The organism is Burkholderia sp. RF4-BP95 (assembly GCF_001521985.1).
Classification (GTDB): domain Bacteria; phylum Pseudomonadota; class Gammaproteobacteria; order Burkholderiales; family Burkholderiaceae; genus Burkholderia; species Burkholderia diffusa.
This window is the reverse complement of the sequence record NZ_LOSX01000073.1, coordinates 273,977-299,416: the sequence shown is the minus strand read 5'-3', so window position 1 is coordinate 299,416 and position 25,440 is coordinate 273,977. Positions and strand designations below refer to the sequence as shown.

Annotated in this window: 27 protein-coding genes; 13 read left to right on the top strand and 14 right to left on the bottom strand. The window is 68.8% G+C overall.

The window, feature by feature from the left end:
• Positions 1 to 129 precede the first annotated feature (129 nt).
• A complete protein-coding gene (locus WS46_RS25705; protein WP_059692171.1) occupies positions 130 to 1,008 on the bottom strand; it encodes a neutral zinc metallopeptidase in 879 nt (292 codons plus the stop codon).
• 394 nt (positions 1,009 to 1,402) lie between these two features.
• Between WS46_RS25705 and WS46_RS25700 the strand changes: the two genes are divergently transcribed.
• On the top strand, positions 1,403 to 2,194 hold the full coding sequence (locus tag WS46_RS25700) for an SDR family NAD(P)-dependent oxidoreductase (RefSeq protein ID WP_059692170.1): 792 nt from the start codon (positions 1,403 to 1,405) through the stop codon (positions 2,192 to 2,194).
• Positions 2,195 to 2,475: 281 nt separating this feature from the next.
• On the opposite strand, the gene WS46_RS25695 is transcribed toward WS46_RS25700, so the two are convergent.
• Complete coding sequence (locus tag WS46_RS25695; RefSeq protein ID WP_059692169.1) at positions 2,476 to 3,456, bottom strand: NAD-dependent epimerase/dehydratase family protein; 981 nt, start codon at positions 3,454 to 3,456, stop codon at positions 2,476 to 2,478.
• A gap of 99 nt (positions 3,457 to 3,555) precedes the next feature.
• On the opposite strand from WS46_RS25695, the gene WS46_RS25690 reads away from it, so the two are divergent.
• Positions 3,556 to 4,455, top strand: coding sequence for a LysR family transcriptional regulator (locus WS46_RS25690; protein WP_059692168.1), 900 nt, complete (start codon positions 3,556 to 3,558; stop codon positions 4,453 to 4,455).
• Positions 4,456 to 4,495: 40 nt separating this feature from the next.
• Here the strand turns inward: WS46_RS25690 and WS46_RS25685 are convergent, their stop codons facing one another.
• Together WS46_RS25685 and WS46_RS25680 are read right to left on the bottom strand one after the other, a co-directional pair.
• Positions 4,496 to 4,816 carry a hypothetical protein gene (locus WS46_RS25685; protein ID WP_059692167.1) on the bottom strand — a complete coding sequence of 107 codons (321 nt, stop codon included), beginning with the start codon at positions 4,814 to 4,816 and terminating at the stop codon, positions 4,496 to 4,498.
• A gap of 196 nt (positions 4,817 to 5,012) precedes the next feature.
• The gene (locus WS46_RS25680) at positions 5,013 to 5,885 is read right to left on the bottom strand and encodes a LysR family transcriptional regulator (RefSeq protein WP_059509127.1); all 873 of its coding nucleotides are present in this window, start codon (positions 5,883 to 5,885) and stop codon (positions 5,013 to 5,015) included.
• A 137-nt stretch (positions 5,886 to 6,022) separates the two neighbouring features.
• Between WS46_RS25680 and WS46_RS25675 the strand changes: the two genes are divergently transcribed.
• Complete coding sequence (locus WS46_RS25675; RefSeq protein WP_059692166.1) at positions 6,023 to 7,483, top strand: MFS transporter; 1,461 nt, start codon at positions 6,023 to 6,025, stop codon at positions 7,481 to 7,483.
• Positions 7,484 to 7,552: 69 nt separating this feature from the next.
• Here the strand turns inward: WS46_RS25675 and WS46_RS25670 are convergent, their stop codons facing one another.
• Positions 7,553 to 7,750, bottom strand: a complete 198-nt coding sequence (locus WS46_RS25670; RefSeq protein WP_059468460.1) for an oxidoreductase-like domain-containing protein — start codon at positions 7,748 to 7,750, stop codon at positions 7,553 to 7,555.
• A gap of 177 nt (positions 7,751 to 7,927) precedes the next feature.
• Positions 7,928 to 8,641: an SDR family NAD(P)-dependent oxidoreductase gene (locus WS46_RS25665; protein ID WP_059692165.1), complete on the bottom strand. Its 714-nt coding sequence runs from the start codon at positions 8,639 to 8,641 to the stop codon at positions 7,928 to 7,930.
• A gap of 298 nt (positions 8,642 to 8,939) precedes the next feature.
• Between WS46_RS25665 and WS46_RS25660 the strand changes: the two genes are divergently transcribed.
• Positions 8,940 to 9,617, top strand: coding sequence for a dihydrodipicolinate reductase C-terminal domain-containing protein (locus WS46_RS25660; protein ID WP_059692164.1), 678 nt, complete (start codon positions 8,940 to 8,942; stop codon positions 9,615 to 9,617).
• An 82-nt stretch (positions 9,618 to 9,699) separates the two neighbouring features.
• Here WS46_RS25660 and WS46_RS25655 read toward each other — a convergent pair whose 3' ends face one another.
• The gene (locus tag WS46_RS25655; RefSeq protein WP_059692163.1) at positions 9,700 to 10,509 is read right to left on the bottom strand and encodes an SDR family oxidoreductase; all 810 of its coding nucleotides are present in this window, start codon (positions 10,507 to 10,509) and stop codon (positions 9,700 to 9,702) included.
• A complete protein-coding gene (locus WS46_RS25650; protein ID WP_059692206.1) occupies positions 10,506 to 11,339 on the bottom strand; it encodes a molybdenum cofactor biosynthesis F family protein in 834 nt (277 codons plus the stop codon). The genes WS46_RS25655 and WS46_RS25650 overlap by 4 nt, the downstream gene beginning before the upstream one ends.
• 170 nt (positions 11,340 to 11,509) lie before the next feature.
• Here WS46_RS25650 and WS46_RS25645 point away from each other — a divergent pair, with 170 nt between their 5' ends.
• The 3 genes from WS46_RS25645 (at position 11,510) to WS46_RS25635 (ending at position 14,136) form a co-directional block, all read left to right on the top strand.
• A complete protein-coding gene (locus WS46_RS25645) occupies positions 11,510 to 12,304 on the top strand; it encodes an AraC family transcriptional regulator (protein WP_059692162.1) in 795 nt (264 codons plus the stop codon).
• 205 nt (positions 12,305 to 12,509) lie between these two features.
• Entirely contained in the window at positions 12,510 to 13,433 is a 924-nt protein-coding gene (locus tag WS46_RS25640; protein WP_059692205.1) for a DMT family transporter, read from the top strand.
• A gap of 154 nt (positions 13,434 to 13,587) precedes the next feature.
• Positions 13,588 to 14,136: a hypothetical protein gene (locus tag WS46_RS25635; protein WP_059692161.1), complete on the top strand. Its 549-nt coding sequence runs from the start codon at positions 13,588 to 13,590 to the stop codon at positions 14,134 to 14,136.
• A gap of 90 nt (positions 14,137 to 14,226) precedes the next feature.
• Here WS46_RS25635 and WS46_RS25630 read toward each other — a convergent pair whose 3' ends face one another.
• Complete coding sequence (locus WS46_RS25630) at positions 14,227 to 14,361, bottom strand: entericidin A/B family lipoprotein (RefSeq protein ID WP_059449563.1); 135 nt, start codon at positions 14,359 to 14,361, stop codon at positions 14,227 to 14,229.
• Positions 14,362 to 14,596: 235 nt separating this feature from the next.
• Between WS46_RS25630 and WS46_RS25625 the strand changes: the two genes are divergently transcribed.
• A complete protein-coding gene (locus WS46_RS25625; protein WP_059526663.1) occupies positions 14,597 to 15,892 on the top strand; it encodes an aspartate carbamoyltransferase in 1,296 nt (431 codons plus the stop codon).
• Between the two features lie 88 nt (positions 15,893 to 15,980).
• Here the strand turns inward: WS46_RS25625 and WS46_RS25620 are convergent, their stop codons facing one another.
• Together WS46_RS25620 and WS46_RS25615 are read right to left on the bottom strand one after the other, a co-directional pair.
• Positions 15,981 to 16,400, bottom strand: coding sequence for a type II toxin-antitoxin system VapC family toxin (locus WS46_RS25620; protein ID WP_059526665.1), 420 nt, complete (start codon positions 16,398 to 16,400; stop codon positions 15,981 to 15,983).
• On the bottom strand, positions 16,397 to 16,636 hold the full coding sequence (locus WS46_RS25615; RefSeq protein WP_059527196.1) for an Arc family DNA-binding protein: 240 nt from the start codon (positions 16,634 to 16,636) through the stop codon (positions 16,397 to 16,399). The genes WS46_RS25620 and WS46_RS25615 overlap by 4 nt, the downstream gene beginning before the upstream one ends.
• Positions 16,637 to 16,958: 322 nt before the next feature.
• On the opposite strand from WS46_RS25615, the gene WS46_RS25610 reads away from it, so the two are divergent.
• From WS46_RS25610 to WS46_RS36150, 5 genes are all read left to right on the top strand, one after another.
• On the top strand, positions 16,959 to 19,202 hold the full coding sequence (locus tag WS46_RS25610) for a TonB-dependent siderophore receptor (RefSeq protein ID WP_059692160.1): 2,244 nt from the start codon (positions 16,959 to 16,961) through the stop codon (positions 19,200 to 19,202).
• Between the two features lie 3 nt (positions 19,203 to 19,205).
• Positions 19,206 to 19,961, top strand: a complete 756-nt coding sequence (locus WS46_RS25605; RefSeq protein WP_059692159.1) for a tetratricopeptide repeat protein — start codon at positions 19,206 to 19,208, stop codon at positions 19,959 to 19,961.
• Complete coding sequence (locus WS46_RS25600) at positions 19,958 to 20,641, top strand: Fe2+-dependent dioxygenase (protein WP_059692158.1); 684 nt, start codon at positions 19,958 to 19,960, stop codon at positions 20,639 to 20,641. The genes WS46_RS25605 and WS46_RS25600 overlap by 4 nt, the downstream gene beginning before the upstream one ends.
• A 370-nt stretch (positions 20,642 to 21,011) precedes the next feature.
• On the top strand, positions 21,012 to 21,596 hold the full coding sequence (locus tag WS46_RS25595) for an NTP transferase domain-containing protein (protein WP_059526676.1): 585 nt from the start codon (positions 21,012 to 21,014) through the stop codon (positions 21,594 to 21,596).
• Between the two features lie 200 nt (positions 21,597 to 21,796).
• A complete protein-coding gene (locus WS46_RS36150) occupies positions 21,797 to 21,940 on the top strand; it encodes a hypothetical protein (protein WP_179949185.1) in 144 nt (47 codons plus the stop codon).
• Positions 21,941 to 21,968: 28 nt separating this feature from the next.
• Here WS46_RS36150 and WS46_RS25590 read toward each other — a convergent pair whose 3' ends face one another.
• Genes WS46_RS25590 through WS46_RS25580 form a run of 3 tightly spaced genes read right to left on the bottom strand, consistent with a single transcriptional unit; the run spans position 21,969 to position 25,394 of the window.
• Complete coding sequence (locus tag WS46_RS25590; RefSeq protein WP_059692157.1) at positions 21,969 to 22,727, bottom strand: SDR family oxidoreductase; 759 nt, start codon at positions 22,725 to 22,727, stop codon at positions 21,969 to 21,971.
• Complete coding sequence (locus WS46_RS25585; RefSeq protein WP_059692156.1) at positions 22,724 to 24,271, bottom strand: FGGY-family carbohydrate kinase; 1,548 nt, start codon at positions 24,269 to 24,271, stop codon at positions 22,724 to 22,726. The genes WS46_RS25590 and WS46_RS25585 overlap by 4 nt, the downstream gene beginning before the upstream one ends.
• Before the next feature lie 34 nt (positions 24,272 to 24,305).
• Positions 24,306 to 25,394, bottom strand: a complete 1,089-nt coding sequence (locus WS46_RS25580; RefSeq protein WP_059692155.1) for an alcohol dehydrogenase catalytic domain-containing protein — start codon at positions 25,392 to 25,394, stop codon at positions 24,306 to 24,308.
• Between the last annotated feature and the right edge of the window lie 46 nt (positions 25,395 to 25,440).

The following is a 25,440-nucleotide window of genomic DNA, read 5'->3' as shown; positions in this document are numbered from 1 at the left end:
GACGGTGCGGAACATCGCGCGCGCCGATCGAGCGCGATCGGAACGATCGACGAAGTTTCCGGAGCGGCCGCGCGTGCGGCCTCGAAACGAAGGCGCGGCGACATGCGCGCCCCGCCCCGTCGGTCAATATCAGTGCGCGTTCGCGGCGAACGTGTCGCAGGCGCTCACTTCGCCCGACTCCATCCCGCGCCGCAGCCAGTACACGCGCTGCTCGCTGGTGCCGTGCGTGAAGCTCTCCGGCACGACGTAGCCCTGGCCTTGCTGCTGCAGCCGATCGTCGCCGATCGCGGCCGCCGCCTTCAGCCCCTGCTCGAAATCGCCGGGCTCCATCAGCCGCTGGTTCGCGCGCTGCGCGTTGTTCGCCCACACGCCGGCGAAGCAATCGGCCTGCAGTTCCATCCGCACCGACAGCGCGTTCGAGCGCGCTTCGCTCGAACGGCGGCGCGCGGCGTCGACCTTGTCGGAAATGCCGAGCAGGTTCTGCACATGATGGCCGACTTCGTGCGCGATCACGTAGGCCTGCGCGAAATCGCCGCCCGCGCCGAACCGCTTGCGCAGTTCGTCGTAGAAGCCGAGATCGATGTACACGTTGCGGTCGCCCGGACAGTAGAACGGCCCCATCGCGGTCTGGCCGGTGCCGCACGCGGTCGGCGTCGAGTTCGTGAACATCACGAGCTTCGGCGCCTGGTACTGCGCGTGCAACTGGGTGTTGAAGACGCCCGTCCACGTGCGCTCGATATTGCCGAGCACCTTGCGCGTGAACACCGCGCCGGGATCGTTCGCCGGCGCGCCCTGGTGCTGCGTCGGCGCGGGCTGCGCCTGCTGCTGCCGGCCCTGCAGCGCCGACGCGCCTTCGAGCACGACGCGCGGGTCGATGCCGAAAAAGTACGATGCGGCCAGCGCGACCACGATCGTGCCGATGCCGATCGTCGCGCGCCCGCCGCCGAACCCGCCGCCGCCGCGTCGATCCTCGACGTTCATGCTTTCTCTTTCGTCGTCCAGCCTCATTGCCGGCCCCTCCCTGTTCTTGTCGATGGTCCGGCCGCGCGATGCGCGACCGGGCGATCAGCCATCGCGCCCTGCGCCATCGGCAGACGCGGTGTATCCATATCGGTCGTACGCGCGCGCCGATCTCGCCGCCTGCCGCTCCGCTTGCACGACGGAATCGGCGGCCGTCGCGCCCCGCACCGATGCGCGGGCGCGCCCGCGCCATTTTGCCGGGCTTTTGCGACGCATCGCAAAAATACGGAGGATAGAGCGATTCGGCGCCGAACATCGTCAGCCTTTGCAAAATGACCGCGATCCGGCCGGTCGGCCCGGTGCGCGTTCATCCTTTCGGCGGATACCGGCGTGCGTCGGCGCCGCCTAGAGTGACCGGAAACGACACCTTCCGGAGAACGCCATGACGCACCCGCAACCCCGCACGATCGCCATCACCGGCGCCGGCACCGGCATCGGCGCCGCGTGCGCGCGCCGCTTCGCCGCCCGCGGCGATCACGTCGTGCTGATCGGGCGGCGTCGGCCCCCGCTCGACGCGCTCGCCGCCGAGACGGGCGGCCTCGCGCTCGCCGGCGACGCCGCGAGCACGGCCGACTGGGCCCGTTTCCTGCCGGAGATCGCCGCACGGTTCGGCCCCGTCGATGCGCTCGTCGCATGCGCGGGCGGCCACGGTCTCGGCCGCGCGGACGAAACCGACGACGCGCACTGGCGCGACGCGCTGCATGCGAATCTCGACACCGCGTTCGTCAGCGCACGCGCGTGCCTGCCCGACCTGATCGCGCGGCGCGGCAGCATCGTGCTGGTCGCGTCGATCGCCGCGCTCGCGGCCGGGCCCGGCGTATGCGGCTATACGGTCGGCAAGCATGCGCTGCTCGGGCTCGCGCGATCGCTGGCACGCGACTACGGGCCGCACGGCGTGCGCGCGAACGCGGTGTGCCCGGGCTGGGTCCGCACGCCGATGGCCGATGCGGAGATGGCGCCGCTGATGTCCGCTCACGGCGACACGCTCGACGGCGCCTATGCGCGCGTCAGTGCCGACGTGCCGCTGCGGCGCGCGGCCGATCCGGACGAAATCGCGGCCGTGTGCGCATTCCTGGCGTCGCCCGACGCGTCGTTCGTGACCGGCGCGACGCTCGTCGCGGATGGCGGCGCGATGGTCGTCGATGTGCCGACGCTCGCGTTCGACACGCCGTGACGCCGGGAGGCACGCAGCCCACGTGACACCACGTTGCGAACGCCGCGCAACGTCGAGCGCGCGTGCCTTCCGGCATTCGGACGGCCGCCTTCGTCCCCGCACGTCGCGGTGTCCGGCAGATATGCGCGAAACCGCTCGGCCGCGATGCGTGGCGTCTCGATCCGGTGCGCGGGCGCAGTCTTCGGCATCGGTATGCGGTCGAGGTAGTGCCCGTCGTAGCAGGAAGTAAGCTGGCCGGTGCGCATGCGATCGAGCGCATGAACCGCATGCGGGGCCCGCCGTCATCGCAAGCAGCCCAGCCCCGCGAGCGCCGTCTCCACCGCGGTATCGAGCGGCGTCACCGGCTCGCGGCCCAGCACCGCCGTCACCCGAGCGTTGTCCATCCGGAGCGGCTCGCGCCACAGATAGCGCATCTCGAGCACCTCGCGCATCGTCGTGACGAACGGCGCCGCGGCCCACACGAGCCACCACGGGAATCGCCGCACCGTCGGCCGCATCCCGTGCCGCTGCGCGACGCGGCGCACGGCCTGCGCCATCTGCGTGCCGTCCGCGTCCCAGTACCCGCCGAAATGGAAGCGCGCGAACGGCTCCAGCGTGTCGCGTCGCTCGAGCAGCTCGACCATCGTGCGCGCGACGTCCGGCAGGTACGCCCATTGATGGCCGACGCCCGGCCGGCCCGGCACGCTGATGGCCGCGACGGGCCGTCCGGCCTTGACGAGCCCCTGCCCGAACCAGTTGTTGCCCGCATGCGCCCCGAAGAAATCGCCGGCCCGCACGATGATCGTCCGGACGCCCTGCGCGGTCGCCGCCTGCAACCGCCGCTCCATCTCGACGCGGATCGCGCCCTTGCGCGTCACCGGATGCTGCGGCGCGTCTTCGCGCAACTCGGGAAACGCGTCGGGGCCGTAGTTGTAAATCGTCCCCGGCAGCACGACGGTCGCTTGCGCCACCGTCGCCGCCGCGATCGTGTTGTCGAGCATCGGCAACACCTGCGTCGACCAGTTCCGGTAGCCGGGCGGGTTCACCGCGTGCACGATCACGCTGCAGCCGCGCGCCGCGCGGACCACCGCGTCGCGGTCGAGCGCGTCGCCACGCATCCATGCGATCCCGTCGCGCTCCACCGTCCCGGCGTCGAGCCCGCGCTTGAGCGCGCGCACCTGCCAGCCGGCATCGCGCAACTGACGCGCGACCTCGCCGCCGATGCCTCCGCTCGCGCCGAGCACGAGTGCCTGTCGTTGCGTTCCGCCTGCGTTCGCCGTCATGGCCGTTCTCCGTGAATGAACCGTTGTCTGCACGCATTCTGGCGCGGAGCCGCCTAACAAGGAATTGCCGAACCCAATCGATCAGCTATACATTTATGTATGACCATCGATCTGAACTGGGAACGCTACCGCACCTTCCTCGCCGTGCTGACGGAAGGCTCGCTGTCGGGCGCGGCGCGCGCGCTCGGCATCACGCAGCCAACGGCCGGCCGTCACGTCGCGGCGCTGGAGGCCGCGTTCGGCCAGACGCTGTTCACGCGCTCGCCGTCGGGGCTGCTGCCGACCGAGGCGGCGCTCGCGCTGCGCGGTCATGCCGAGGCGTTACGCAGCGCGGCGGCCGCGTTCGAGCGCGCGGCCGCGAGTCACGGCGCGGGCGTGCGCGGCACCGTGCGGATCTCGGCCAGCGACGTGATCGCGGTCGAGGTGCTGCCGCCGATGCTTGCGCAGTTGCGGCGCGATCATCCGGGGCTCGTCATCGAACTGGTGCCGACCGACCGCATCCAGGACGTACTGAACCGCGAGGCCGACATCGCGGTGCGGATGGCGCCGCCCGCGCAGGAAGCGCTCGTCGCACGGCGCATCGGCGAGATCGACGTCGCGCTGCATGCCCGCGACGACTACCTGGCGCGCAACGGGACGCCGTCGTCGACGGACGAACTCGCGCATCACGCGCTGATCGGTTTCGATACGGTGACGCCGTTCATCCGTTCGGCGGGGCGCGGGATGCCGCTGTGGAAGCGCGATGCGTTCGCGCTGCGCACCGACAGCAATCTCGCGCAGCTCGCGATGATTCGCGCCGGCTACGGGATCGGCTTCTGCCAGAACCGGCTCGCGCAGCGCGATGCGCGGCTCGTGCGCGTGCTGCCGGACGGGCCCGCGATGAAACTGGAAACCTGGGTGGTCATGCACGAGGATCTGCGGGCGAGCCCGCGTTGCCGGGCCGTGTTCGATGCATTGGCGAACGGGCTGCGCGCATATGCTGAAGGGACGGCCGACTAGGCCGTTCCAGCCCGCCGCGCCCGCGCATCGCCGCGACGCGCTATTCGTAGATCTTGCCGGCGAACAGGATGTCGGCCATGCGCCGCCACGGGTTGTCGGGCAGGTCGTAGCAGCGCAGCCCGTCCTCGGACGCCTCGGCCCAGTCGACCATCGCCTCCAGGTACTCGCCGATCGAGCGGTTTTCCCAGCCGAGCGCGGCGGCCGCGAACGGCGACGGCGGCACGTCGGCGTCGAGCTGGCGCTCCTTTTGCCAGTCGTGGCCGAGCACGCGCAGGAAGTGGATCAGCGAGCGCTCGTCGACCACCCGCTCCAGCGCGTGCTGCAACCGCGCGGCCATCTCGCTTTTCAGTTCGTCGTTCATGCGTCTCGCCCCCTGCTACGCAACGTTCGGAAAGCTTCCACCTCGCACCAATCGGAATACGTTTCCTCGACGATGAAGAAATCGTCGAAATGGACCCGCCCGAGCCGCTCGAGCGACGATCCCGAAATCTCCCGATATTTTCATCGGTAACGACTCCCGTCGGATACGCGCCTCTGCCCCGACGCGCGTGCCTGCGTCACATCAGCAACTGCCGCGACAGCACCTCGCGCGCCTGCGTGACCGTCTCGCGTTCGCCCGGCATCGGCGGCGTCAGCGAGAACACGGCGTCGGGCAGCGCCGGCAGCCGGTATTTCGCGCCGAGCCGCACGAGCCCCTCGCCGATCGCCGATGCGCACAGGCAGCCGACGCCGAGCCCCGCCGCCAGCATCGACTGCAGCCCCGCGACACCCGACGCGCTGTGCACGAGCACATACGGCGCGTGCTGCTCGTCGAGCGAGCGCACGGCGATCTGATGCATCATGCAGTCGTCCGGCAGCAGCACGAGCGGCAACGGCTCGGGCAACTGCTCGGCGAGCGCGGGCGACGCGACCCACGACAGCGGCTCGCGCCGCAGCACCCAGCGCGTATCGGCCGACGCGGGCCGGAACGGGCCGCTCGACAGGTTCATCACGACACCGAGATCGATCTGTCCGCGCGCATGCGCGGCTTCGATCTCCGCGCTCTTCATCGCGCTCACGTGCAGGCTCAGTTGCGGGTAGCACTCCCGCAACCGCGCGAGCAGGCCCGCGACTTCATGCGTCCGGTAGTAATCGGTGATCGCGACGCGCAACTCGCCCTTGATCGCCTGTCCGCGTACTTCGTCGAACGCGGCCTCGTTCAGCGCGACGATGCGGCGCGCATGCTGCAGCAAACGTGCGCCGGCCGGCGTCGGCTCCACGCCGCGCTTGCTGCGCACGAACAGCGGCACGCCGGCGCGCGATTCGAGCTTGCGCACCTGCTCGCTCACCGTCGACTGTGACAGATGCAGCAACGGCGCGGCCGCCGTAAGGCTGCCCGCATCCGCCACCGCCGCGAAAGTGCGCAACTGATCCAGATCGAAACCGCGCATCGCCCTCTCCATCCATCGAATAACCCGATGGATGCTACCACCAATTCCCGCTTTTCCGATTCATCGGCAATCCGCAGAATGTCGGTTCAACGGGTTTCGACCTACGGTGCGGCCCTCATTCTTCCGGACTTCCGTTCATGACCGACAACACCCTCGCCCCTTGCGCGCCGGCCGGCACGGCCGCCGCGGCGGCGCCGCGCAGCCATCACGGCTGGGCGCTCGTGGTCCTGCTGGTCGGCGCCATTCTGCCGCCGCTCGACTACTTCATCGTGAATCTCGCGCTGCCGGCCATCCGCGACGGCATCGGCGCACGACCGTCCGAGCTGCAGCTCGTCGTGTCGGCCTACGCGTGCGCGAACGCGGTCGTGCAGATCACCGGCGGGCGTCTGGGCGACCTGTACGGCCGCAAGCGGATGTTCATGATCGGGATGGCCGGCTTCGTCGTCGCATCGACGCTGTGCGGGCTCGCCGGCAGCGGCGCGGTGCTGGTCGGCGGCCGCGTGCTGCAGGGCCTGTTCGCCGCGATCCTCGCGCCGCAGGTGCTCGCGACGATCCGCAGCGTGTTCAGCCCGCAGGAGCAGGTGCGCGTGATGGGTTTCTACGGTTTCGTGTTCGGCCTCGCGGCCGTGATCGGCCAGCTGGGCGGCGGCGCATTGATCAGCCTGCATCCGTTCGGACTCGGCTGGCGCGCGATCTTCCTGGTCAACGTGCCGATCGGCATCCTCGCGCTGCTCGGCAGCTGGCGCTTCATCCCGGAAAGCCGGCCGCCGCGCGGCCAGCGTATCGACGTGCCCGGCACGGTGCTGCTGTCGCTGTCCCTGCTGATGCTCGTCTATCCGCTCACGCACGGACGCGAGGCAGGCTGGCCGCTGTGGATGATCGCGTGCATCGCCGGGGCGCTGCCGATGCTCGGCGCGCTGTTGGCGGTCGAAGCGCGCCGGCTCGCCGGCGGCCGCGATGCGCTGCTCGACGTGCGCCTGCTGCGCAATCCGGTCGTCGCGCTCGGGCTCACGCTCGCGTTCCTGTTCTACATGCTGAGCGCGTTCTTCCTGAGCTACGGGATCTATCTGCAGGGCTGCTTCGACTGGTCGCCGCTCGCGTCGGGGCTGGCGATCCTGCCGCTCGGCATCGGCTTCCTCGCGAGCCCGCTGCTGATGCCGCGCCTCGTCGACCGGTTCGGCGGCCATCGCGTGCTCACGCTCGGCTTCGCGATACTCGCGGCCGGCGTCGCGACCGCCGCCGCACTGGCCGGCGACCACGCGCCCGGCCCGGGCTTTTACGCGGGCATCGCGGCGATCGGCATCGGGCAAGGCCTCGTGCTGCCGTCGGTCGTGCGGATCGTGCTCGCGGAAGTCGACGCGGCACGCGCCGGGGTCGCATCGGGCATGGTCAGCACGATGCTGCAGATCGGCGCGGCCGTCGGCGCGGCGACACTCGGCGGGCTGTTCTTCGCGCGGCTCGGCGCGCAGCCGGGCGCGCTCGACTACGTGCAGGGGTTCAGGACGGCGATGTGGGCGCTGACGGTCGTGCTGCTCCTGTGCGTCGCGTTGTCGGCCGCGCTGGGGCCGATGCATCGCCGGGTGCGGGCCGGCGCGTGACGACGCGGGTCGGACGACACATCGCCGGCAGCGAATCGGGGCATGCGCGATCGCTTGCCGGCATCGAGCTCACTTGTGATGTTTGCGTTGCGCGTGCCGCGCTTCCCATTCGGCCAGCTCGACGCGATAGCGCGCCAGCGCTTCGTCGTACAGGTCGAAAACGCACGGCGAGCAGCCGCTGTTGCAGCAGTCTTCCAGTTCGGGTTGTTCGGGCGGGGTGGGACGCGGATCGTCGGCGAGCGTATCCGCGGAGGCAGGCTTGGTCACGGCTTCAGTCACATGATGTCGAACGTCCAGTATACGGTGATGGTCCGCCGCATGCAGGCATGCCGGCCGTATGCAGCCGCGCAACCTGCCGATCGAAATCGCGACGATCGCGCGACCGCCGCGCGCGCGATTTCGCATGCCCTGACGTCATACTCGAGTGCGACCGTCCGCCATCCGCTACGCCACGCGACCGCTCACGGGAATCGATGCGCCGGTGATCGCCTGCGCATCAGTCGACAGCAGGAACCCGATCGTCGCGGCGATCTGTTCGGGCCGGACCCAGCGCGTGAAATCCGCGTCGGGCATGTCCGCGCGGTTCGGCGGTGTGTCGATGATGCTCGGCAACAGCGCATTCACGGTCACGCCGCGATCGAGCAGTTCCGCCGCCAGCGCCTCGGTGAGTCGCGCGACGCCCGCCTTCGCGGCCGCATACGCGCCCATTCCCGCGCCTGCCTTGAACGCCGCGCCCGCGCCGATGTTGACGATGCGGCCCGCCGGGCTCGCCACCAGATACGGCAGCGCGGCCTTCGACGCATTCAGCGCCGTCTTCACGTTCAATTCGTACATGCGGTCCCACGTGGCCGCGTCGCCGTCGGCGATCGTCTGCCACACGAACGCGCCTGCAATGTTCAGCAGCGCGTCGACCCGGCCGAATTCGCGATTCACGGTGTCGAGCGCGCGCGCAGCCGCCTGCGGATCGACCAGATCGATGCCGCCGAGGCGCAGCGCATCGGCCGGCACGCCAGACAACGCCTGCGCGTCCGGCGCCGTGCCACGGCCGATCAGCGCGACGCGCGCGCCGTGCCGGCCGAGCCAGGCGGCGGTTGCGACGCCGAGGTGGCCGAATCCGCCGGTGATCGCGACTGCCTTGCCTTTCAGGTCGTGTTCCATCGATGTGCTCTCCTGAGTCGAAGGGGGGTTGGATGATACGCGGTTCGGTGCGATGCCGGCCGCGACACGGGCGTGCACGGCCGGCGTTTCGACAGCGTAGCGCCGTTCACGCCTCCATGCGCACGGCGACACAGGCGTCGCCGCCGACGAAGCCGATCTGTCGATCCGCCGCGGCCGTGCAGGTGCACACCACGCGTGACGGCATGGCCGGGCATAATGCGCGATCACGGCGCGCCGTACGATGTGCCGTGATCGCGCCGTTTGCGTACCGAACCCCGAACCTCAACCCGTCCATCCCATGCAAGTACTCGTCGTTGGCACCGGCAAGCTGGCAACCGAACTGCTCGGCTCACACCGGCTCGACCCGGCAACCTGTCGCGTGATGGCCTGGTCGGACCCCGCACGCAGCGACGTCCGATCGATCGTCGTTCACGCCGGCTCCGGCCGCGAGCTGCCTGCCGCGATCGAATTCTGCCGCGCAACGGGGTCGCCGCTCGTCGAGCTGTCCACCGGCTCAGACCTCGAAACCGGATCGCACGACTTCCCCGTCGTGCTCTGTCCGAATACGAACATCCTGATGCTCAAGTTCATGAGCATGCTGGAAACCAGCGGCCACCTGTTTCGCGACTGCCACATCAGCGTGACGGAATCGCATCAGGCCAGCAAGACGTCCGTGCCCGGCACCGCGGTCGACATCGGTCAGTCGCTCGGCGTTCCCGCGCAGGACATCCACTCCGTGCGGGACCCCGCCGAGCAGCGCGACGCATTGCAGATTCCCGACGACCAACTCGGCCGCCATGCGTTCCACCGGATCCGCATCGAGGACGGCGCATGCAGCCTGCAATTCGAATCCCGCGTATACGGCGCGTCGCCTTACGCGGATGGCGTGTCGCGGATCGTCGAGGCCGTCCGGCAGCACGAGCTCGAACCTCGCCGGTACTCGATCGTCGAGTTCATCCACGACGGTTGGCTGTAAGCACGACGATGCGCGCGCCGCGCCGGCGACACCCCGCCGGCCCGCTCGACAGCCCTGATCGCACGATCGCGCACGCGCCCTCTTAACCGTCACCCAGCACGGCCCCGCTTTCCGGCAACGTCGCCCCGCCGTCGACGACGATCGTCTGCCCGGTGATGTACGCCGCATCGGCCGACGCGAGAAACAGCATCGCGTTCGCGATGTCCTCCGGCTCGCCCATTCGCGCGAGCGGAATGTCGCGCGCGATCTGCGCGGCGACCGACGCATCGCCGAGATTGCCGGCCGCCGGCGTGCGGATCATCCCCGGCTCGACACCGTTGACCGTCACGTTGCGGCGCGCGAGTTCGAGCGCCGCCGCGCGAATGAAGCCGTTCACGCCTGCCTTCGACGCCGCGTAGTGCGCGAGCCCCGGATAGACGACGCGCGGCCCGGTCACCGACGACGTGACGAGCAGTCGCCCCGCCCCCGCACGCTCGAATGCCGGCAGCGCGGCCTGTGCGAGCCAGAACAGCGCCGACAGGTTGACCGACAGCGTGCGTTCGAGCATCGGCGCATCGATCTGCTCGAACGGAGTCAGCGGGAAGTACGCGGCGTTGTGAACGACGACGTCGAGCCGGCCGCCATCGCGCTCGACCGCCTCGACCAGCGCGACGAGTTCGTCGCGGCTCGCGGCGTCGACGCGATACACACACGCAGCGCCGCCCGCGCCGGCAAGCGCGTCCGCCTGCGCGGCAGCGGCATCGCCGTTGAGATCGGCGAGCGCGACGAACGCACCGGATTGCGCGAAACGGCGCGCGATCGCCGCGCCGATCCCCTGCGCCGCGCCCGTGACGAGCACGACACGGCCTCTGAAATCCGCACGCAGGCGGCCGCTGCCCGGCACGGCATTCATCGCTGCGCCTCGCCGGCGAGCGGATACACGGTTTCGTTCAGCACCTGCGCATGCGCGCCGATCGGGAAGTTCGACAGCGTGCCGAAATCGCCGCCCTGGTAGCCGAAGATCTTGCCGTCCGTCTTGCGTTGCGCGAGGTCGATCAGCACGACGCCGAGCGTCGGCACCACCTTCTCGCGCCATACGAACAGATACAACTGCTCGGCGAGCCTGAAGTAATGGCAGCGGTCCACGTCGGCCAATCCGCCTTCGACGCCCTGCAGACACTGCCAGGCGTAGAAGTTCTCGTTCAGGTAGATGTGCTCGTAGCATTCGGTCGGGCTGTAGCGATACATCGTGCGCTTGCCGATCAGTTCGCGCGTGGGTCCGTGCAGCGGGCCCGGCCGCGCGTGGCCGCCGAGCGTGCCGTGCCTGAATGTCGCATCGACGCCCGTCAGCGGCAGCCCGCGCGCGACGCGCGTGAACGCGTCGACCTGCGTATCGGCTTCGGTCGGCAGCGTGCCGATCACCGACGTCCACACGCCGTCGCCGACGTCGATCACGAGACTGACCGACGTCGCGCGCGCTGCCGGGTCGATGTAATCGACGAAGTACAGGTCGTCGCGCAGCCGCGTGACACGGCACGGCGCACGGCCGCCCGTGTCGGTCGCCGCGTCGCGCCATTGCAGCGCGCCCGCCTCGAACGTATAGACGCGCCATGCGCCCGATGCATCGCCGAGGGCCAGCGATCGCCCGACGAGTGCGTCCACGGGCGCGAGGACGTTCGCGTCCGGCGCGAAGCCGTCGGCGAGCGCGCCAACCTGAATGAATACCGGGTCCTGTCGTTCCACCTGCCGTCTCCCGCGCAGCTTCAGGCCCGGCGGGCCGTGTACGCTGCTCATGTGCACATGGTGCGGGCTGCGCGCGCCGCGCGGTATCGGCCAAAAGGATGAAGGGCGCGCGGCGCCGGAACGCGCTAAAGTGCACGTGATCCGCGCCGCTGCCGGCGCGAGGAGCGCCCATGCACCGTGTCACCCATTACCGACGCACCGATGGAGGCATCGAGGCGATCAGCCTCGAGTCCGACCGCACGTTTCCGCGGCACGCGCACGACGAATTCGGGGTCGGCGTGATCGTCAGCGGCGCGCACCGGTCCTGGAGCGGCCGCGGGCAGGTCGATGCGCTGGCCGGCGACGCGATCATGGTCAATCCCGGCGAGATGCACGACGGCATGCCGATCGAAACGGGCACGGGCCGGCGTTGGCGGATGCTGTACCTCGCGCCTGCACTGGTCGCGGGCGTCGCGGCGGAAGAAGGCCTGGGCGGTGTCGAGCTCGCGCATCCGGCCGTGCGTGACGCGCGGCTCGCGGCCGCGTTCGGCCGGCTGCATGCACGGCTCGTCGCAGGAGACACGCTGCCGCTCGCCCGCGACGAGGCGCTCGTCACGCTGGTCGCCGGGCTGCTTGCGCGGCACTCGAACCGCGCGCTGCCGCCCGCCGGCGTCGCGCCGGCGATCCGCGTCGCCCGCGAGCGACTCGACGCGGCGCCCGCCGCACCCGTTTCGCTGGCGGAACTCGCCGGCCTGAGCGGCGTGAGCCGCTTCCAGTTGCTGCGCGGATTCGCGCGCGAACTCGGCATCACGCCGCACGCGTATCTGATGCAGTCGCGCACGCGGCTGGCGCGCGCCCTGATCGCCAGCGGCCGGCCGATCGCGGATGCCGCGGCCGAAGCCGGTTTTGCCGACCAGAGCCACCTGACGCGCGCATTCGCACGCCAGTTCGGGATCACGCCGGGACGATTCACGCAGGCAGGCTGACGGGCCTCGCCTTGCGGCATGGCCACCCGGTGCGCGGCGATGTCGATCTGCGCCGCCCGGCAGCAACGGCGCTGGATGGCGGCGCTACCGTTCAACCGAGATACCGGACAGGACACATCGCCGTTCCCGCTCACCTGCCCCGCTCGCCGACGCCGCTGCAATTTCGTTCAAGACGCCCGCGCCGCCGCACGCGACGATGCGGCACATGAAGACACGACTGATCGGCTATCTCTATCTCGCCGCCGCAATGGCCGGCGTCGGCAGCACCGTCATCGCGAGCCGCCTCGCGGCCGGCGGCCTGCCGCCGTTCGCGGCCACCGCGCTGCGCTTCCTGATCGCAACCCCGCTGCTGTTCGGGCTGATGCGGGCGCAGCGAATGCGATGGCCGCGGGTCTCCGCACGCGACGCCGTGCTGCTCGTCGTGCAGGCTGCGGCGGGCGGTGTCGGCTATACGGTGCTGCTGATCAGCGGCACGAAGCTGTCGTCGCCCGTCGATGCAGGCGTGATGCTCGGCACGCTGCCGGCGATGTCGACGCTGATCGCGGCGGTCGTGCTGCGCGAGCGGCAGACGCCGCGCGACTGGGGCGCGGCCGCGCTGGCCACCGCCGGCGTGCTGTTCGTCACGTTCGCGCCCGGCCAGGCCATGCCGTCGCTCCGGACGCTCGCCGGCGACGCGCTGGTGCTGGCCGCCGTCGCTTGCGAGGCCGTGTTCATCCTGCTCAACCGGCGGCTGTCGGCGCCGTTGCCGCCGCTCGCGCTGTCGACGGCGATGTCGGGCCTCGGCTTCGTGCTCGCGCTGGTGCCGGCCGCGTTCGAATGGCACGCGCTGGCGAGTGGCTGGAACATCGGTGCGGTGTCGGCGATCGCGTACTACGCGCTGGTGCCGACCGTGCTCGGCTATCTGTGCTGGTACGCGGGTTCGGCTCGCACGAGCGGCACCGAAGCCGCGCTGTTCACGGCGGTCGCGCCGGTCTCGGCCGTACTGTTCGCGGTCGCGCTGTTCGGCGAGACGCTCGGCGGCACGCGATTGCTCGGCATCGCGCTCGTCGTCGCGGGGATGCTGGTGGGTGCGACGCGGCGGCGCGAGCCGCCGGCACGCATCGCGTCAGCCGGTTGCCTCGATGGCTAGCCCGTTCGTCGATCGATGGCCGTCACCGCGCGCCATCGACGACGACTGTAGGAATGTGTCCGCACGCGGCAAAATCGTTGCGTACCGTCGCGCAAGATGCAATATTCGCGTGGCCGGGCCATTTGACCACCATCGAACAATAATTCGCATTGCCATGAACAAGAAGGAAGCCAAAACAAGAATCGCGGCGCTGCTGTCCGCGGGCGCGAGGAAAGCCGACGTGCTCGCCGAGCTCGCCGGACAGGGCCTCAAGGATCGCGTGCTCGCGCGCCTGATCGCGTCGCGCCCCGACCCCGAACTGTGCCGAAAGAACAAGGTGCATACCCGGATCCTGATCGCGCTCGGCGTCGCGCAGTTACTGATCAGCCTCGCACTCGCCTATCTGCTCCTGGTGGACGGGCTCAGCATCGGCGCCGCGGCGCTGTTCCTCGCGTTGACGGTGCCGCTGTCGCTGCTGTTCATCTGGGGCTTCGCGACTCATCGCGTCGGCGCGTATCACGCGTTCATCGTTCTGTCGCTGCTGCAAGTGCCGAGGACCATCGCCGATCTCGGCCGCGATCCGTCGGGCGCGCTGCCGACCCTCGGGGTGACGGTCATCCTGGTCGGCTACGTCTGGTTCGTCCGCAACCGGCTGTTCCCGGACTTCGGCTGGTTCACGCCGCGCAAGGTCGAGGGCCGTTACGCGTTCGTGGAAAACGCCTGACGCTGTCGACCGCGCGCCATGAAAAAGGCGCCGGGCCGCCCCGCGATCGCGGGACGGCCCGGCGCCTTCTGCATTCCGGAATCCGGTGGCTTACTTGGCCTTCTCGGCCGTATCGCTAATTGCCTGGCCACCCTTCGAAATGTCCTGCCCCATGCCTGCAACGGTATTGCAACCGGCGAGCGCGGCGGTCACCACCAGCAGCACTGCAGCAATCGTACGCGTCATTCTCATTCTCCTTCGAGTCAACATGCCCGACCGGGCGAATCGTATGCGGCGTCGATGCCCTGCGGCGCGCAGGACACGGGGCCTGACCTGATTATACGGAGACGGCCGCCGCGCGCCAGTGTTCGCCGGCCCGGGCGTAACCCAGGCCACACGGGCCGTCGCGCAGATTTTCCTTGACTTCGGCGGGCCTCGAACTAATATACGCACCGCGTATATTTCTCATCAGGTGCCGCCGATGACCGTTCCCCAACAAGCCTTCCTGCGCGACGCGATGCGCCGCCTCAACATGACCCGCGAAGCGTTCGCGAACCGCATCGGCGTAAGCCGTCGTGCGCTGGACACGTGGCTGTTGCCCGACGACTCGCAGGAATCGCGCGGCATGCCCGAGATCGTCGAGCGCTTCGTATCGGAAATCGTCGAACGCCCGGCACCGGATGGCGGCGACTATACGCAAAGCGTAGAAAAACAGGGGCTCGCGAAGCAATTCCTGTTCGAAGGCAAGCCGCAACTGATTTCCGTGGACCAGTTTTCACGGGATTCGGTCGAGGCGCTGTTCCGCGTCGCCGACGTGATGCAGCCGATCGCGCGCCGCCACAAGATCTCGCGCGTGCTCGAGGGCGCGGTGCTCGGCAACCTGTTCTTCGAGGCCAGCACGCGCACCCGCGTGTCGTTCGGCGCGGCTTTCTGCCGGCTCGGCGGCTCGGTGTGCGACACGACCGGCTTCACGTTCTCGTCGATGGCCAAGGGCGAATCGATCTACGACACGAGCCGCGTGATGGCCGGCTACGTCGACGCGCTCGTGATCCGCCACCCGGAGAAAGGCTCGGTTGCGGAGTTCGCGCGTGCGACCAACCTGCCGGTGATCAACGGCGGCGACGGCCCGGGCGAGCACCCGAGCCAGGCGCTCCTCGATCTCTATACGATCCAGCGCGAGTTCTCGCGCCTCGGCAAAATCGTCGACGGCGCGCATATCGCGCTCGTCGGCGACCTGAAATACGGCCGCACCGTGCACTCGCTCGTCAAGCTGCTCGCGCTGTACCGCGGGCTCAAGTTCACGCTCGTGTCGCCGCCGACGCTCGAAATGCCCGCGTACATCATCGACCAGATCGCGACGAACGGCCACGTGATCGAGCAGACGAACGACCTCGCGGCCGGGCTGCGCGGCGCGGACGTCGTCTATGCGACGCGGATCCAGAAGGAGCGCTTCACCGACGAGTCGTTCGAAGGCTACACGCCGGATTTCCAGATCAACCAGGCGCTCGTCGACTCCGTCTGCAAACCCGACACGCTGATCATGCACCCGCTGCCGCGCGACAGCCGGCCCGGCGCGAACGACCTGTCGGTCGACTTGAACCGCGATCCGCGCCTCGCGATCTTCCGGCAGACCGACAACGGCATTCCGGTGCGGATGGCGATCTTCGCGGTGCTGCTCGGCGTCGAGAATCTGGTTCAACATTCGATGCGCGACGCCACATGGCGCCCGCCGGCGTACCTCGGGCCGGAGGATGCGGTGTTTCACGGGATCGATTGACCCGCAGACGTCATACACACGACGCGCCGTCTTGCACGGCGCGTTTTTCATTTTCGATGCGGATGAGGCGGAAGCGGCCGGCCCCGCGTCAGCCGACCCACGGATCGATCACGCGCAGGCCCGCCGCTTCGAACGGCGCAACGTCGCGCGTGGCCACGATCAAGCCGTTCGCTGCGGCTGTCGCGGCGATAAAGCCATCTGCCGATGCCAGCGCGTTGCCCGTCGCACGGGCCTTCGCACGAAGGCCCGCATACGCTTTGCTGGCTGCATCGTCGAACGGCAGGACCCGGCCGCGAAACAGCGGCACGATGCGCTGCTCGATGCTTTGGTGCAGCCAGTCTCGCCTCCGCCCTTCCGGCAATGCCGCCACGCCGAATCGCATTTCCGCGAGACTGATTGCGGCAAGAAACAGCGTCTCGACGTTCTGCGCGTCGAGCCATTCGATCACGGCCAAGCTCGGCTCGCGTCGCAACGGCTCGGAAATGACGTTGGTATCGACCAGGATCATTCGAAGCTCATCGGGTCGGTGGGCGATCCGTCACGCCGAACCTCGAAATCGATACCGCCGGCCTCCCGCCCGATTTCAGCCAGCAGCGTTCCCAGCTTGGGCCGCCCGTCTGGCCGGACGGCCTGCTCCAGAATGTCGCGCACCTCGGCTTCGGTACTGCGGCCATGTTGCGCTGCGCGGACCCGAAGTGCGCGATGCACCTCGTCGGGCAAATTTCGAACCGTGATCACGGGCATGATGCGCCTCACTGAGATTGCTTTCAATGCAGTCATACTATCACCCTGCTGTCACTCTGAACGAACGAAGATGCAACCACTGTAATCCGCCCGCCACGCCCATCACACTCGGCCATTCGGCCATCCTGCCCCTCCCCGCAAGCGTTCAAGCCCTCTGCAACATTCGTCAACACTCTCACCACAAATGCGAACAAGAACGCTTCTCATTTAACCGAAAATTACATAGAATGCCGCCTGAAAACAAATCGTAATAATTCCCGGCGGCGTGCACATTTCCGTAGCGCGTCGTTCCGGGGGCCACACTGCGAGGTCGAAGCGCATCATGAAGTCACGTCCTGAAGAGCTGAAGCTCGGCAAATTCACCACCCTGTGCAGCGTGCTCGCCGCGAGCCCTGCGTTCGCCGACGGCACGCCGCCGCCCGCACCGGTCGGCACCGAAGGCCATCTCGCGCCGATCGAGGTCCAGGGCAAGGCCGAGCACAGCTACAAGGCCGACTTTTCCGCCTCCACGAAATTCACCGCGCCGCTCGTCGACACGCCGAAGTCCGTGACCGTGATCCCGCAGGAGCTGATCCAGAGCAGCGGCGCGGCAACGCTGACCGAGGCGTTGCGCACCGTGCCGGGCATCACGTTCGGCGCCGGCGAAGGCGGCAACCCGCTCGGCGATCGTCCGTTCATCCGCGGCTACGACACGCAAGGCAGCATGTTCGTCGACGGGATGCGCGACACGGGCGCGACCACGCGCGAGATCTTCAACACCGAGCGCGTCGAGATCACCAAGGGCTCCGACGGCGCATACGGCGGCCGCGGCGGCGCGGGCGGCAGCATCAACCTGATCACGAAAGCGCCGCACCTCGGCACGACGGCGGCCGCGAGCGCCGGCCTCGGCACCGACCGCTACCGCCGCTTCACCGCCGACGGCAACTGGCAGTTCGCCGATCACGCGGCATTCCGCCTGAACCTGATGAGCCACAACAACGACGTCGCCGGCCGCGACGCCGTCAACAACGAGCGCTGGGGCGTCGCGCCGTCGATCGCGTTCGGTCTCGGCACGCCGACGCGCGTGACCGCGAGCTACTACCACCTGTCGACCGACGACATGCCCGACGGCGGCATTCCGTACTTCTACACGACGTCGAACAAGCCCGCGAACGTCGACACGATCTATCCGGCGCCCGTCGACCGCCACAACTTCTACGGCCTGATCGACCGCGACTTCCGCAAGACCACGTCGGACATCAGCACGATCAAGATCGAGCACGACATCACGCCGAATCTGACGGTGCGCAACACCACGCGCTACACGGAATCGACGCAGGACTACATCTGGACGCAGCCCGACGACAGCCAGGGCAACGTGGTCAACGGCCGTGTCTGGCGCCGCAACAACAACCGCAACAGCTCGGTCAACAGCCTCGCGAACCTGACCGAACTGTTCGGCGAATTCCGCACCGGCCCGTTCAAGCACAGCTTCTCGACCGGCATCGAGCTGTCGCGCGAATGGGGCAAGCGCGATTCGTACACGGTCGCGACCGACAAGGGCACGGTCTGTCAGAAAGGCATCGGCGCGCCGTCCGGCTACAACTGCACGAGCCTGTGGTCGCCGAACCCGAACGATCCGTGGGCCGGTTCCGTCACGCGCAACAACGACTATGCGCATGCGCGCACCACGACCAAATCGATCTACGGCTTCGACACGATCGAGCTCACGCCGCGCTGGCAGGTGAACGCCGGCGTGCGCATTGACGACTATTCGACCCGCTTCACCGACACCAAGGCCAACGGCAGCAAGACCACCACGCGCGACGACACGCTCTTCAACTGGCAGGCCGGCCTCGTGTTCAAGCCCGCGCGGAACGGCAGCATCTACGCGTCGTATGCGACGTCGTCGACGCCGGCCGGCATGCTGCTCGGCGAAGGCAGCGAAACGCAGTCGCTCACGCCGGGCCGCGGCGGCGTCGGCTCGAACGCCGATCAGCTGTCGCCGGAGAAGAACCGCAGCATCGAACTCGGCACGAAGTGGAACGTGCTGAACGACAAGCTGTCGCTGACCGCCGCGCTGTTCCAGATCGACACGACGAATGCACGCGTGACGCTGCCGAACAACCAGTACGCGATGGTCGGCAACAAGCGCGTGCAGGGCCTCGAACTCGGTGTCGCCGGGCAGATCACGAAGCAGTGGCAGGTGTTCGGCGGCTACACGTACATGAAGAGCGAGCTGCGCGACAACGGCAAGGATGCCGCGAACAACGGCCACCGGTTCCCCAATACGCCGAAGCACAGCCTGACGATGTGGTCGAACTACGACGTGACGCCGAAATTCACCGTCGGCGGCGGCGCGTTCTACATGTCGGAAGTGTTCGGCGATCCCGCGAACCTGCGTGCGGTGCCGTCGTACTGGCGCTTCGACGCGATGGCGCAATACCGGATCAACAAGAAGCTCGACCTGCAGCTGAACGTGAACAACCTGTTCAACCGCACGTACTTCGATCAGGCGTATCCGGCGCACTACGCGTCGATCGCGCCGGGCCGCTCGGCGTTCATCACGCTGAACGCGCGCTACTGATCGATGGAAACCGTCTCGCTGAAGGCGCTCGCGTCGGTGTCGCCGCGCGCGTTCGCCGACATCCTGGCCGGGCCGCCCGAGCGCGCCGCCGCGTGGGTCGCGGCAGCCGCCGACAACGGAATCGTCGACGCGCAGGCCGTCTACGGCCAGTACCTGCTCGACGGGCACGGCGTCGCGCGCGATCCGGCCGCCGCATTCGGCTGGTTCCGGCATGCGGCGCGGGCCGGTCACCCGATGGCGATGAACATGCTCGGCCGCTGCTACGAGTTCGGCTGGGGGACGGCCGCCTGCGCGCCGGTGGCCGTGTACTGGTACCGCCTCGCCGCGCAGGCCGGCCTCGACTGGGGCATGTACAACCTTGCGACGGCGCTCGCGCTCGGCAACGGCGTCGCCGAGGATCGCGTCGCCGCGCTCGACTGGTTTCGCCGCGCCGCCGCGCTCGGCCATGCGAAATCGATCAACCTGATCGGCGGCTTTTACGAGGACGGCTGGGTCGTGGCCGTCGATGTCGACGCCGCGTTCGACCACTATCGCCGCGCCGCCGAGGCCGGCGATTTTCGCGGCCAGTTCAACTATGCACGGCTGCTCGCCGATCGCGGGCGCGTCGACGAAGCCCTCGTCTGGCTCGCGCGCGTGCCGGCCACCGCCACCCCCGCGTTCGTCGCGAAGATGCGCGCGTATCTCGCGTCGTCGCCGCTCGATGCGTTGCGCGCGGCGGCGCTTCAGTTTCCGTCTCACGGTATGGAATCCGAATCATGATGCTTCATATCCCAGGCGTGCTGACCCAGGCACAGGTCGCGCAATGCCGCGAGATGCTCGATGCCGCCGACTGGATCGACGGCAACGCGACGTCCGGCACGCAGTCGGCGCTCGCGAAACGCAACCGGCAATTGCCGGAAGGTTCGGCGGTCGCGCGCGCGGTCGGCGATGCCATCCAGGATGCGCTGGCCCGACATCCGCTGTTCTTTTCGGCGGCGCTGCCGCTGAAGGTGTTTCCGCCGCTGTTCAATCGCTACGAAGGCGGCGAGACGTTCGGCACGCATGTCGACAACGCGATCCGGCTGCTGCGCGGCACGGATTTTCGCGTGCGCAGCGACCTGTCGGCGACGTTGTTTCTCGAGGAGCCGCACGCGTACGACGGCGGCGAGCTGTGCGTGGAAGATACGTACGGCGTGCATCGCGCGAAGCTGCCGGCGGGCGATCTCGTGCTGTATCCGGCGTCGAGCCTGCATCGGGTGACACCCGTGACGCGCGGCGAGCGGGTCGCGTCGTTCTTCTGGATCCAGAGCATGGTGCGCGACGACGGCGATCGCACGCTGCTGTTTCAGCTCGATACGCAGATTCAGGCGTTGTCGGCAGAAAAAGGCGCCAAGGATCCCATGGTCATTTCGCTGACGGGGATTTATCACAACCTGTTGAGGAAGTGGGCGGATGCGTAGTCGCGGCAATCACGCCCGCTATGCACGCGCCATGCGCAAGTGCACGGGCCATCGCTCCCCTCCCCGCGCGCCGGCATTCATCTAACGAAATCGCCGATGACGGACGACGCGCCTTGCATCGCATTCACCGGCAACGGTTTCATCGATTACCGTCGGAATGGTTGGCATGAGTCGTCCGGCGACCGCCATTGGGCCGTGATGCAAGTTGAATCGCCTGCGATATGACGCCTCGTCGAGCGAACCTTCCCCAACGAACGCACCCGCCGACATTCTTTCCGACAACAACGTCCCCCCATCGGTAACATCCGCACTTGCCGATCCCCGCCCGCTCCCGCACAATCGGGCCACCTGCCTCCCTCCCCCCGCGCCGATGTCCTATGCGTCACTCGCCACCGGCGTCCTGCTCGCCGGCGGTCTCGGTCAACGCTTCGACCCAAGCGGTCTGCACAGCAAGCTGCTCGCGCTGCTTCCCGACGGCACGCCGGTTGCGGTCGCGGCCGCCCGTCGCCTCGCAGCGGCCACGGCCGACGTGATCGCCGTCGTGCGTCCCGGCGCGGAAAAACTCGCGATTCTGCTGAACGAAGCCGGCTGCCAGGTCGTCTATGCGCCCGACGCGATGCGCGGCATGGGCGCGAGCCTCGCAGCGGGCGTCCGCGCGACGCCGGAAGCAACCGGCTGGCTGGTCGCGCTCGGCGACATGCCCTGGATCGCGGCATCCACCTACGAAGCGGTGACGCGCGCGCTCGACGCCGACGACGCATCGATCGTCGCCCCCGTTCATCGCGGCGTGCGCGGTCATCCGGTCGGCTTCGCCGCGCACCATTACGATGCACTGGCCGCGCTCGACGGCGATACGGGCGCCCGCGCGTTGTTCGCGAGCGCACCGGTCAACCTGCTCGGCGTCGACGATCCCGGCATCCTGCGCGACGTCGACACGCCCGCGGATCTGCGCTGACATCGGCGCGCGCCGGCCGCACCGCACATCGTGGATGCCGGCCTTCGCGCGATCCGGCGCGATACCTGCAGAGACTCGCACGTCGCCGGCAATCCGCATGCCGCCGCGAGAATCCCGCTGCAAACACCCGCCCGATTGCCTATAACGGAGACGAGGCGCGCCCGCCGCGCCACCGCCGCCACGCATTGCGCGAGTTCCCCATGGACCACACGACCCCGATGCCCGAGCCCCCGGCCGACCCGAACCGCGATCCGGAAGACGATCCGTTGTCGCCGCCACCACCGGGGCATCCTCACGACAACCCGCAGCAACCCGAAGGACCGCCGAGCAAGGACCCGGTCTAGCCGGCATCCGCCCGCGAGCGTCCGTCCGCTACCGCGCCGTGTACCCGCCGTCGATCGCCAGCGACACGCCGCTGATCATCGACGCCGCGTCGCTGAGCAGGAACAGGATCGGCTCGACCACCTCGTCCGGCTCCGCGAAGCGCCCGAGCGGAATCGCCGCGAGCATCGGCGCGCGCTTCTCCGGCTCGCTCCACGCGAACTGCGCCATGGGCGTGAGCGTGACGGTCGGGTTCACGCTGTTCACGCGGATCCCGTGCGCGCCGAGTTCGATGCAGAGCACGCGCGTCATCGCGTCGAGCGCCGCCTTCGACGCGCAATAGCTCAGATGCGCGGGCAGGCCGACGAGCGCGGCCTGGCTCGATACGTTGACGATGCTGCCCCGTGCGCGTGCCGCGCCTCGCCCCGCACGTTCGATCATCTTCCGCGCGACGGCCCGCGCGACCAGCGCCGCGCCGCGCGCATTGACGGCCATCACGCGATCGAAGTGCGCCGCACTCACCTCGAGCGCCGGTTCGAGCGACGCGATCCCCGCGCAGTTGACGAGCCCGTCGAACGCGTCGTGCACGGCGAGCGCCGCATCGATCGCGTGTTCGTCGCCGCCGATATCGATGCGCAAGGTTTCGCATGCGATCTCGCCGGCCAGCGAATCGAGCGCGGCCGCATCCCGCCCCGCCGCGACGACCCGCGCGCCGGCATGGGCCAGCGCAACCGCGCAAGCGCGCCCGATGCCGCTCGACGCACCGGTGACGAGCACTCGCGCACGGCTGAAATCGAATCGTGTCTTCATGATGACGCGCGCAGTTCGTGCATGATTGGTTTGAGTGCCGGATACAACGCCGTGTAAAGCGCGAAGCGCGCCGCATACGCATTCGCGCGCGCGGCATCGGGACGCGCGCGTTCGACGAGCGTGACCCAGCCGCCTTGCGCGTCGTCGTGCGACACCAGCCCCGCGCCGACGCCCGCGAGCAGCGCGGCGCCCATCGCGGCTTCGACGTCCTGCTCGATCGTCCATACCGGAAAACCCGTCACGTCCGCGATGATCTGCATCCACAGCGCCGAATGCGCGGCGCCGCCGACGACGATCAACCGGTCGTCCAGCGCCGCCGCGCCGCGCCGGCCGGCCTCGATGTTGTGCCGCAGCGCGAACGCGACGCCTTCGAGCACCGCGCGATACAGGTGCGCGCGCGTGTGCGCGAGGCTCAGCCCGACGAATGCGCCGCTCGCCTTCGCGTCCCACACCGGGCTGCGTTCGCCCATCAGGTACGGCAGGAACAGCACGCCGTCCGCGCCGGGCGGCACGCTTTCGGCCGCTTCCTCGAGCAGCACGTGCGGGTCGCCGTGCGGCAGCAATCGCGCCGCATCGATCTCCGCATGACAGAACTGATCGCGGAACCACGCGACCGATGCACCGGCCGTGATCGCGCCGCCGAACACGTACAGGTCGCGCTGACCGTTGAACACGTGCGGCATGCTGACGAGCCCGTGCCGCGCATCGACGTGCTGGTTCACGTAGCCCCAGCACATGCTGGTGCCGATCATCGCGACATGCTGGCCGGTGCGCGTCGCGCCGGCCGCGAAGGTCGCGACGGCCGCATCCACGCCGCCCGCGACGACCGGCATGCCGGCCGGCAGGCCGAGCCGTTCCGTCCATTGCGACAGCAGCCCGCCGACGACGTCGGTCGATTCGACGAGCCGCTCGGGCATCATCGTCGCGGGGATGCCGAGCATGTCGAGCGCGTCGTCGGACCACTCGCGGCGCGCGACGTCGTACACGCCGCCGATGTTGCCGGCCGAACTGTGGTCGACCGCGACTTCACCGGTCAGCAGATAGATCACGTACGCGTTCGGCGGCAGAAAATAACGTACGTTCGCCCACACGTCCGGGCGCTGCTCGCGCAGCCACAGCATCTTGGTGAACCCGTAGTAGCTGTCGACGCCGTTGCCCGTGATCACGCGCAGCCGCTCGACGTTCACGTTCTCGTTCACCCAGTCGACCTCCGCGGTCGCGCGCCGATCCATCCAGATCAGGCACGGGTGCAGCGGCCGCATGTCGCTGTCGACCGGAATGCCGGAGCCGCCATACAGGCTGCTCACGCACACGGCGCGGATCGCGTCGGCCGGCACGCCGTGCGCGCGCGCGTCGCTCACGCAGCCCGCGATGCAGTCGAGCACCGCATCGAACCACACCTGCGGCCACTGCTCGGCCCACAGCGCGCGCGGCGTGTCGGGCTGGTAGCCGGCCGAACGGCGCGCGACGATCGTGCCGTGCCGGTCGACGAGCAGCGCCTTGGTGCTCTGCGTGCCGATGTCGACGCCTATCACGTATTCCATGATGTCTCCGGTGAGAGATCGCACGAGCCGGCGTTCAACGCGCGGGCTTCAGCAGCACCTTGATCGATTCGGGCGACTTCGCGACGCGGATCGCTTCGTCCCAGTCCTCCAGCGCGAAGTCGTGCGTGACGATGCCTTTCGACGTGACGAGTCCGCGCGCGAGCAAATCGATCGCGACCGGATAACAATACGGCCCCAGGTGCGCGCCGCGCACGTCGAGCTCCTTGCGATCGCCGATGATCGACCAGTCGGCGGTCGTGTCCTCGCCGAACACGCTGAACTCGACGAAACGGCCGAGCTTGCGGATCAGCTCCAGCCCCTGGTTCACGCCGACCGGCGCGCCCGTCGTCTCGATGTACACGTCGCATCCGTAGCCGTCGGTCAGCGCGCGGACGATCTCGCGCGCATCGTCGCGCGTCGGATTGATCGTCACGTCCGCGCCGTATTGCCGCGCAAGTTCGAGGCGCTCGTCGATCAGGTCGATCACGACGAGCTTCTTCGGCGTCTTCAGGTGCGCGACCTGCGTCATCATCAGGCCGAGCGGGCCCGCGCCCGCGATCACCACGACGTCGTCGAGCTGAAGGTCGCCACGGTTCACGGTATGGATCGCGCACGACAGCGGCTCGATGATCGCCGCATCCTCGAGCGACACGCCGAGCGGAATCCGGTGCACGATCGCCGTCGGCGGAATGCGCATGTACTCGGCCATCCCGCCGTCGGCGACCTCGCGCTGGAAGCCGAAGATGTTGTGCACCTCGCACATCCAGTATTGGCCCGACTTGCAGTAGCGGCACTTGCCGCACGGCACGATCTGCTCGGCGATCACGCGGTCGCCCAGTGCGACGCCGAAATGCTCGGCCGCGCCGTCGCCGAGCGCTTCCACGTAGCCGAAGAATTCGTGGCCGGGAATCACGGGCGCCTTCACCCACGGGCTCGGGCCGCCCCAGAACATCTTCGCGCCCGTATAGCATTTGCAATCGCTCGCGCAGATCCCGCACGCGGCGATGCGGATCACGAGCTCGTTCGCGCCCGCGCGCGGCTGCGCGACCTGCTCGACGCGGTAATCCTCGGGGCCGTGGCAAACCACCGCGGTCATGCGCGGCTGGGCTTCGGGTGTCGTCATGAGTTGTCTCTTCCGTTGATGATTCGGATGTCTGATGAATGAATCG

What these genes read in the sequence shown, in the direction of transcription:
- WS46_RS25705 (WP_059692171.1), bottom strand. Translation starts at nt 1,008, where the DNA reads ATGAGGCTGGACGACGAAAGAGAAAGCATGAACGTCGAGGATCGACGC.
- WS46_RS25700 (WP_059692170.1), top strand. Translation starts at nt 1,403, where the DNA reads ATGACGCACCCGCAACCCCGCACGATCGCCATCACCGGCGCCGGCACC.
- WS46_RS25695 (WP_059692169.1), bottom strand. Translation starts at nt 3,456, where the DNA reads ATGACGGCGAACGCAGGCGGAACGCAACGACAGGCACTCGTGCTCGGC.
- WS46_RS25690 (WP_059692168.1), top strand. Translation starts at nt 3,556, where the DNA reads ATGACCATCGATCTGAACTGGGAACGCTACCGCACCTTCCTCGCCGTG.
- WS46_RS25685 (WP_059692167.1), bottom strand. Translation starts at nt 4,816, where the DNA reads ATGAACGACGAACTGAAAAGCGAGATGGCCGCGCGGTTGCAGCACGCG.
- WS46_RS25680 (WP_059509127.1), bottom strand. Translation starts at nt 5,885, where the DNA reads ATGCGCGGTTTCGATCTGGATCAGTTGCGCACTTTCGCGGCGGTGGCG.
- WS46_RS25675 (WP_059692166.1), top strand. Translation starts at nt 6,023, where the DNA reads ATGACCGACAACACCCTCGCCCCTTGCGCGCCGGCCGGCACGGCCGCC.
- WS46_RS25665 (WP_059692165.1), bottom strand. Translation starts at nt 8,641, where the DNA reads ATGGAACACGACCTGAAAGGCAAGGCAGTCGCGATCACCGGCGGATTC.
- WS46_RS25660 (WP_059692164.1), top strand. Translation starts at nt 8,940, where the DNA reads ATGCAAGTACTCGTCGTTGGCACCGGCAAGCTGGCAACCGAACTGCTC.
- WS46_RS25655 (WP_059692163.1), bottom strand. Translation starts at nt 10,509, where the DNA reads ATGAATGCCGTGCCGGGCAGCGGCCGCCTGCGTGCGGATTTCAGAGGC.
- WS46_RS25645 (WP_059692162.1), top strand. Translation starts at nt 11,510, where the DNA reads ATGCACCGTGTCACCCATTACCGACGCACCGATGGAGGCATCGAGGCG.
- WS46_RS25640 (WP_059692205.1), top strand. Translation starts at nt 12,510, where the DNA reads ATGAAGACACGACTGATCGGCTATCTCTATCTCGCCGCCGCAATGGCC.
- WS46_RS25635 (WP_059692161.1), top strand. Translation starts at nt 13,588, where the DNA reads ATGAACAAGAAGGAAGCCAAAACAAGAATCGCGGCGCTGCTGTCCGCG.
- WS46_RS25630 (WP_059449563.1), bottom strand. Translation starts at nt 14,361, where the DNA reads ATGACGCGTACGATTGCTGCAGTGCTGCTGGTGGTGACCGCCGCGCTC.
- WS46_RS25625 (WP_059526663.1), top strand. Translation starts at nt 14,597, where the DNA reads ATGACCGTTCCCCAACAAGCCTTCCTGCGCGACGCGATGCGCCGCCTC.
- WS46_RS25620 (WP_059526665.1), bottom strand. Translation starts at nt 16,400, where the DNA reads ATGATCCTGGTCGATACCAACGTCATTTCCGAGCCGTTGCGACGCGAG.
- WS46_RS25615 (WP_059527196.1), bottom strand. Translation starts at nt 16,636, where the DNA reads ATGCCCGTGATCACGGTTCGAAATTTGCCCGACGAGGTGCATCGCGCA.
- WS46_RS25610 (WP_059692160.1), top strand. Translation starts at nt 16,959, where the DNA reads ATGAAGTCACGTCCTGAAGAGCTGAAGCTCGGCAAATTCACCACCCTG.
- WS46_RS25605 (WP_059692159.1), top strand. Translation starts at nt 19,206, where the DNA reads ATGGAAACCGTCTCGCTGAAGGCGCTCGCGTCGGTGTCGCCGCGCGCG.
- WS46_RS25600 (WP_059692158.1), top strand. Translation starts at nt 19,958, where the DNA reads ATGATGCTTCATATCCCAGGCGTGCTGACCCAGGCACAGGTCGCGCAA.
- WS46_RS25595 (WP_059526676.1), top strand. Translation starts at nt 21,012, where the DNA reads ATGTCCTATGCGTCACTCGCCACCGGCGTCCTGCTCGCCGGCGGTCTC.
- WS46_RS36150 (WP_179949185.1), top strand. Translation starts at nt 21,797, where the DNA reads ATGGACCACACGACCCCGATGCCCGAGCCCCCGGCCGACCCGAACCGC.
- WS46_RS25590 (WP_059692157.1), bottom strand. Translation starts at nt 22,727, where the DNA reads ATGAAGACACGATTCGATTTCAGCCGTGCGCGAGTGCTCGTCACCGGT.
- WS46_RS25585 (WP_059692156.1), bottom strand. Translation starts at nt 24,271, where the DNA reads ATGGAATACGTGATAGGCGTCGACATCGGCACGCAGAGCACCAAGGCG.
- WS46_RS25580 (WP_059692155.1), bottom strand. Translation starts at nt 25,394, where the DNA reads ATGACGACACCCGAAGCCCAGCCGCGCATGACCGCGGTGGTTTGCCAC.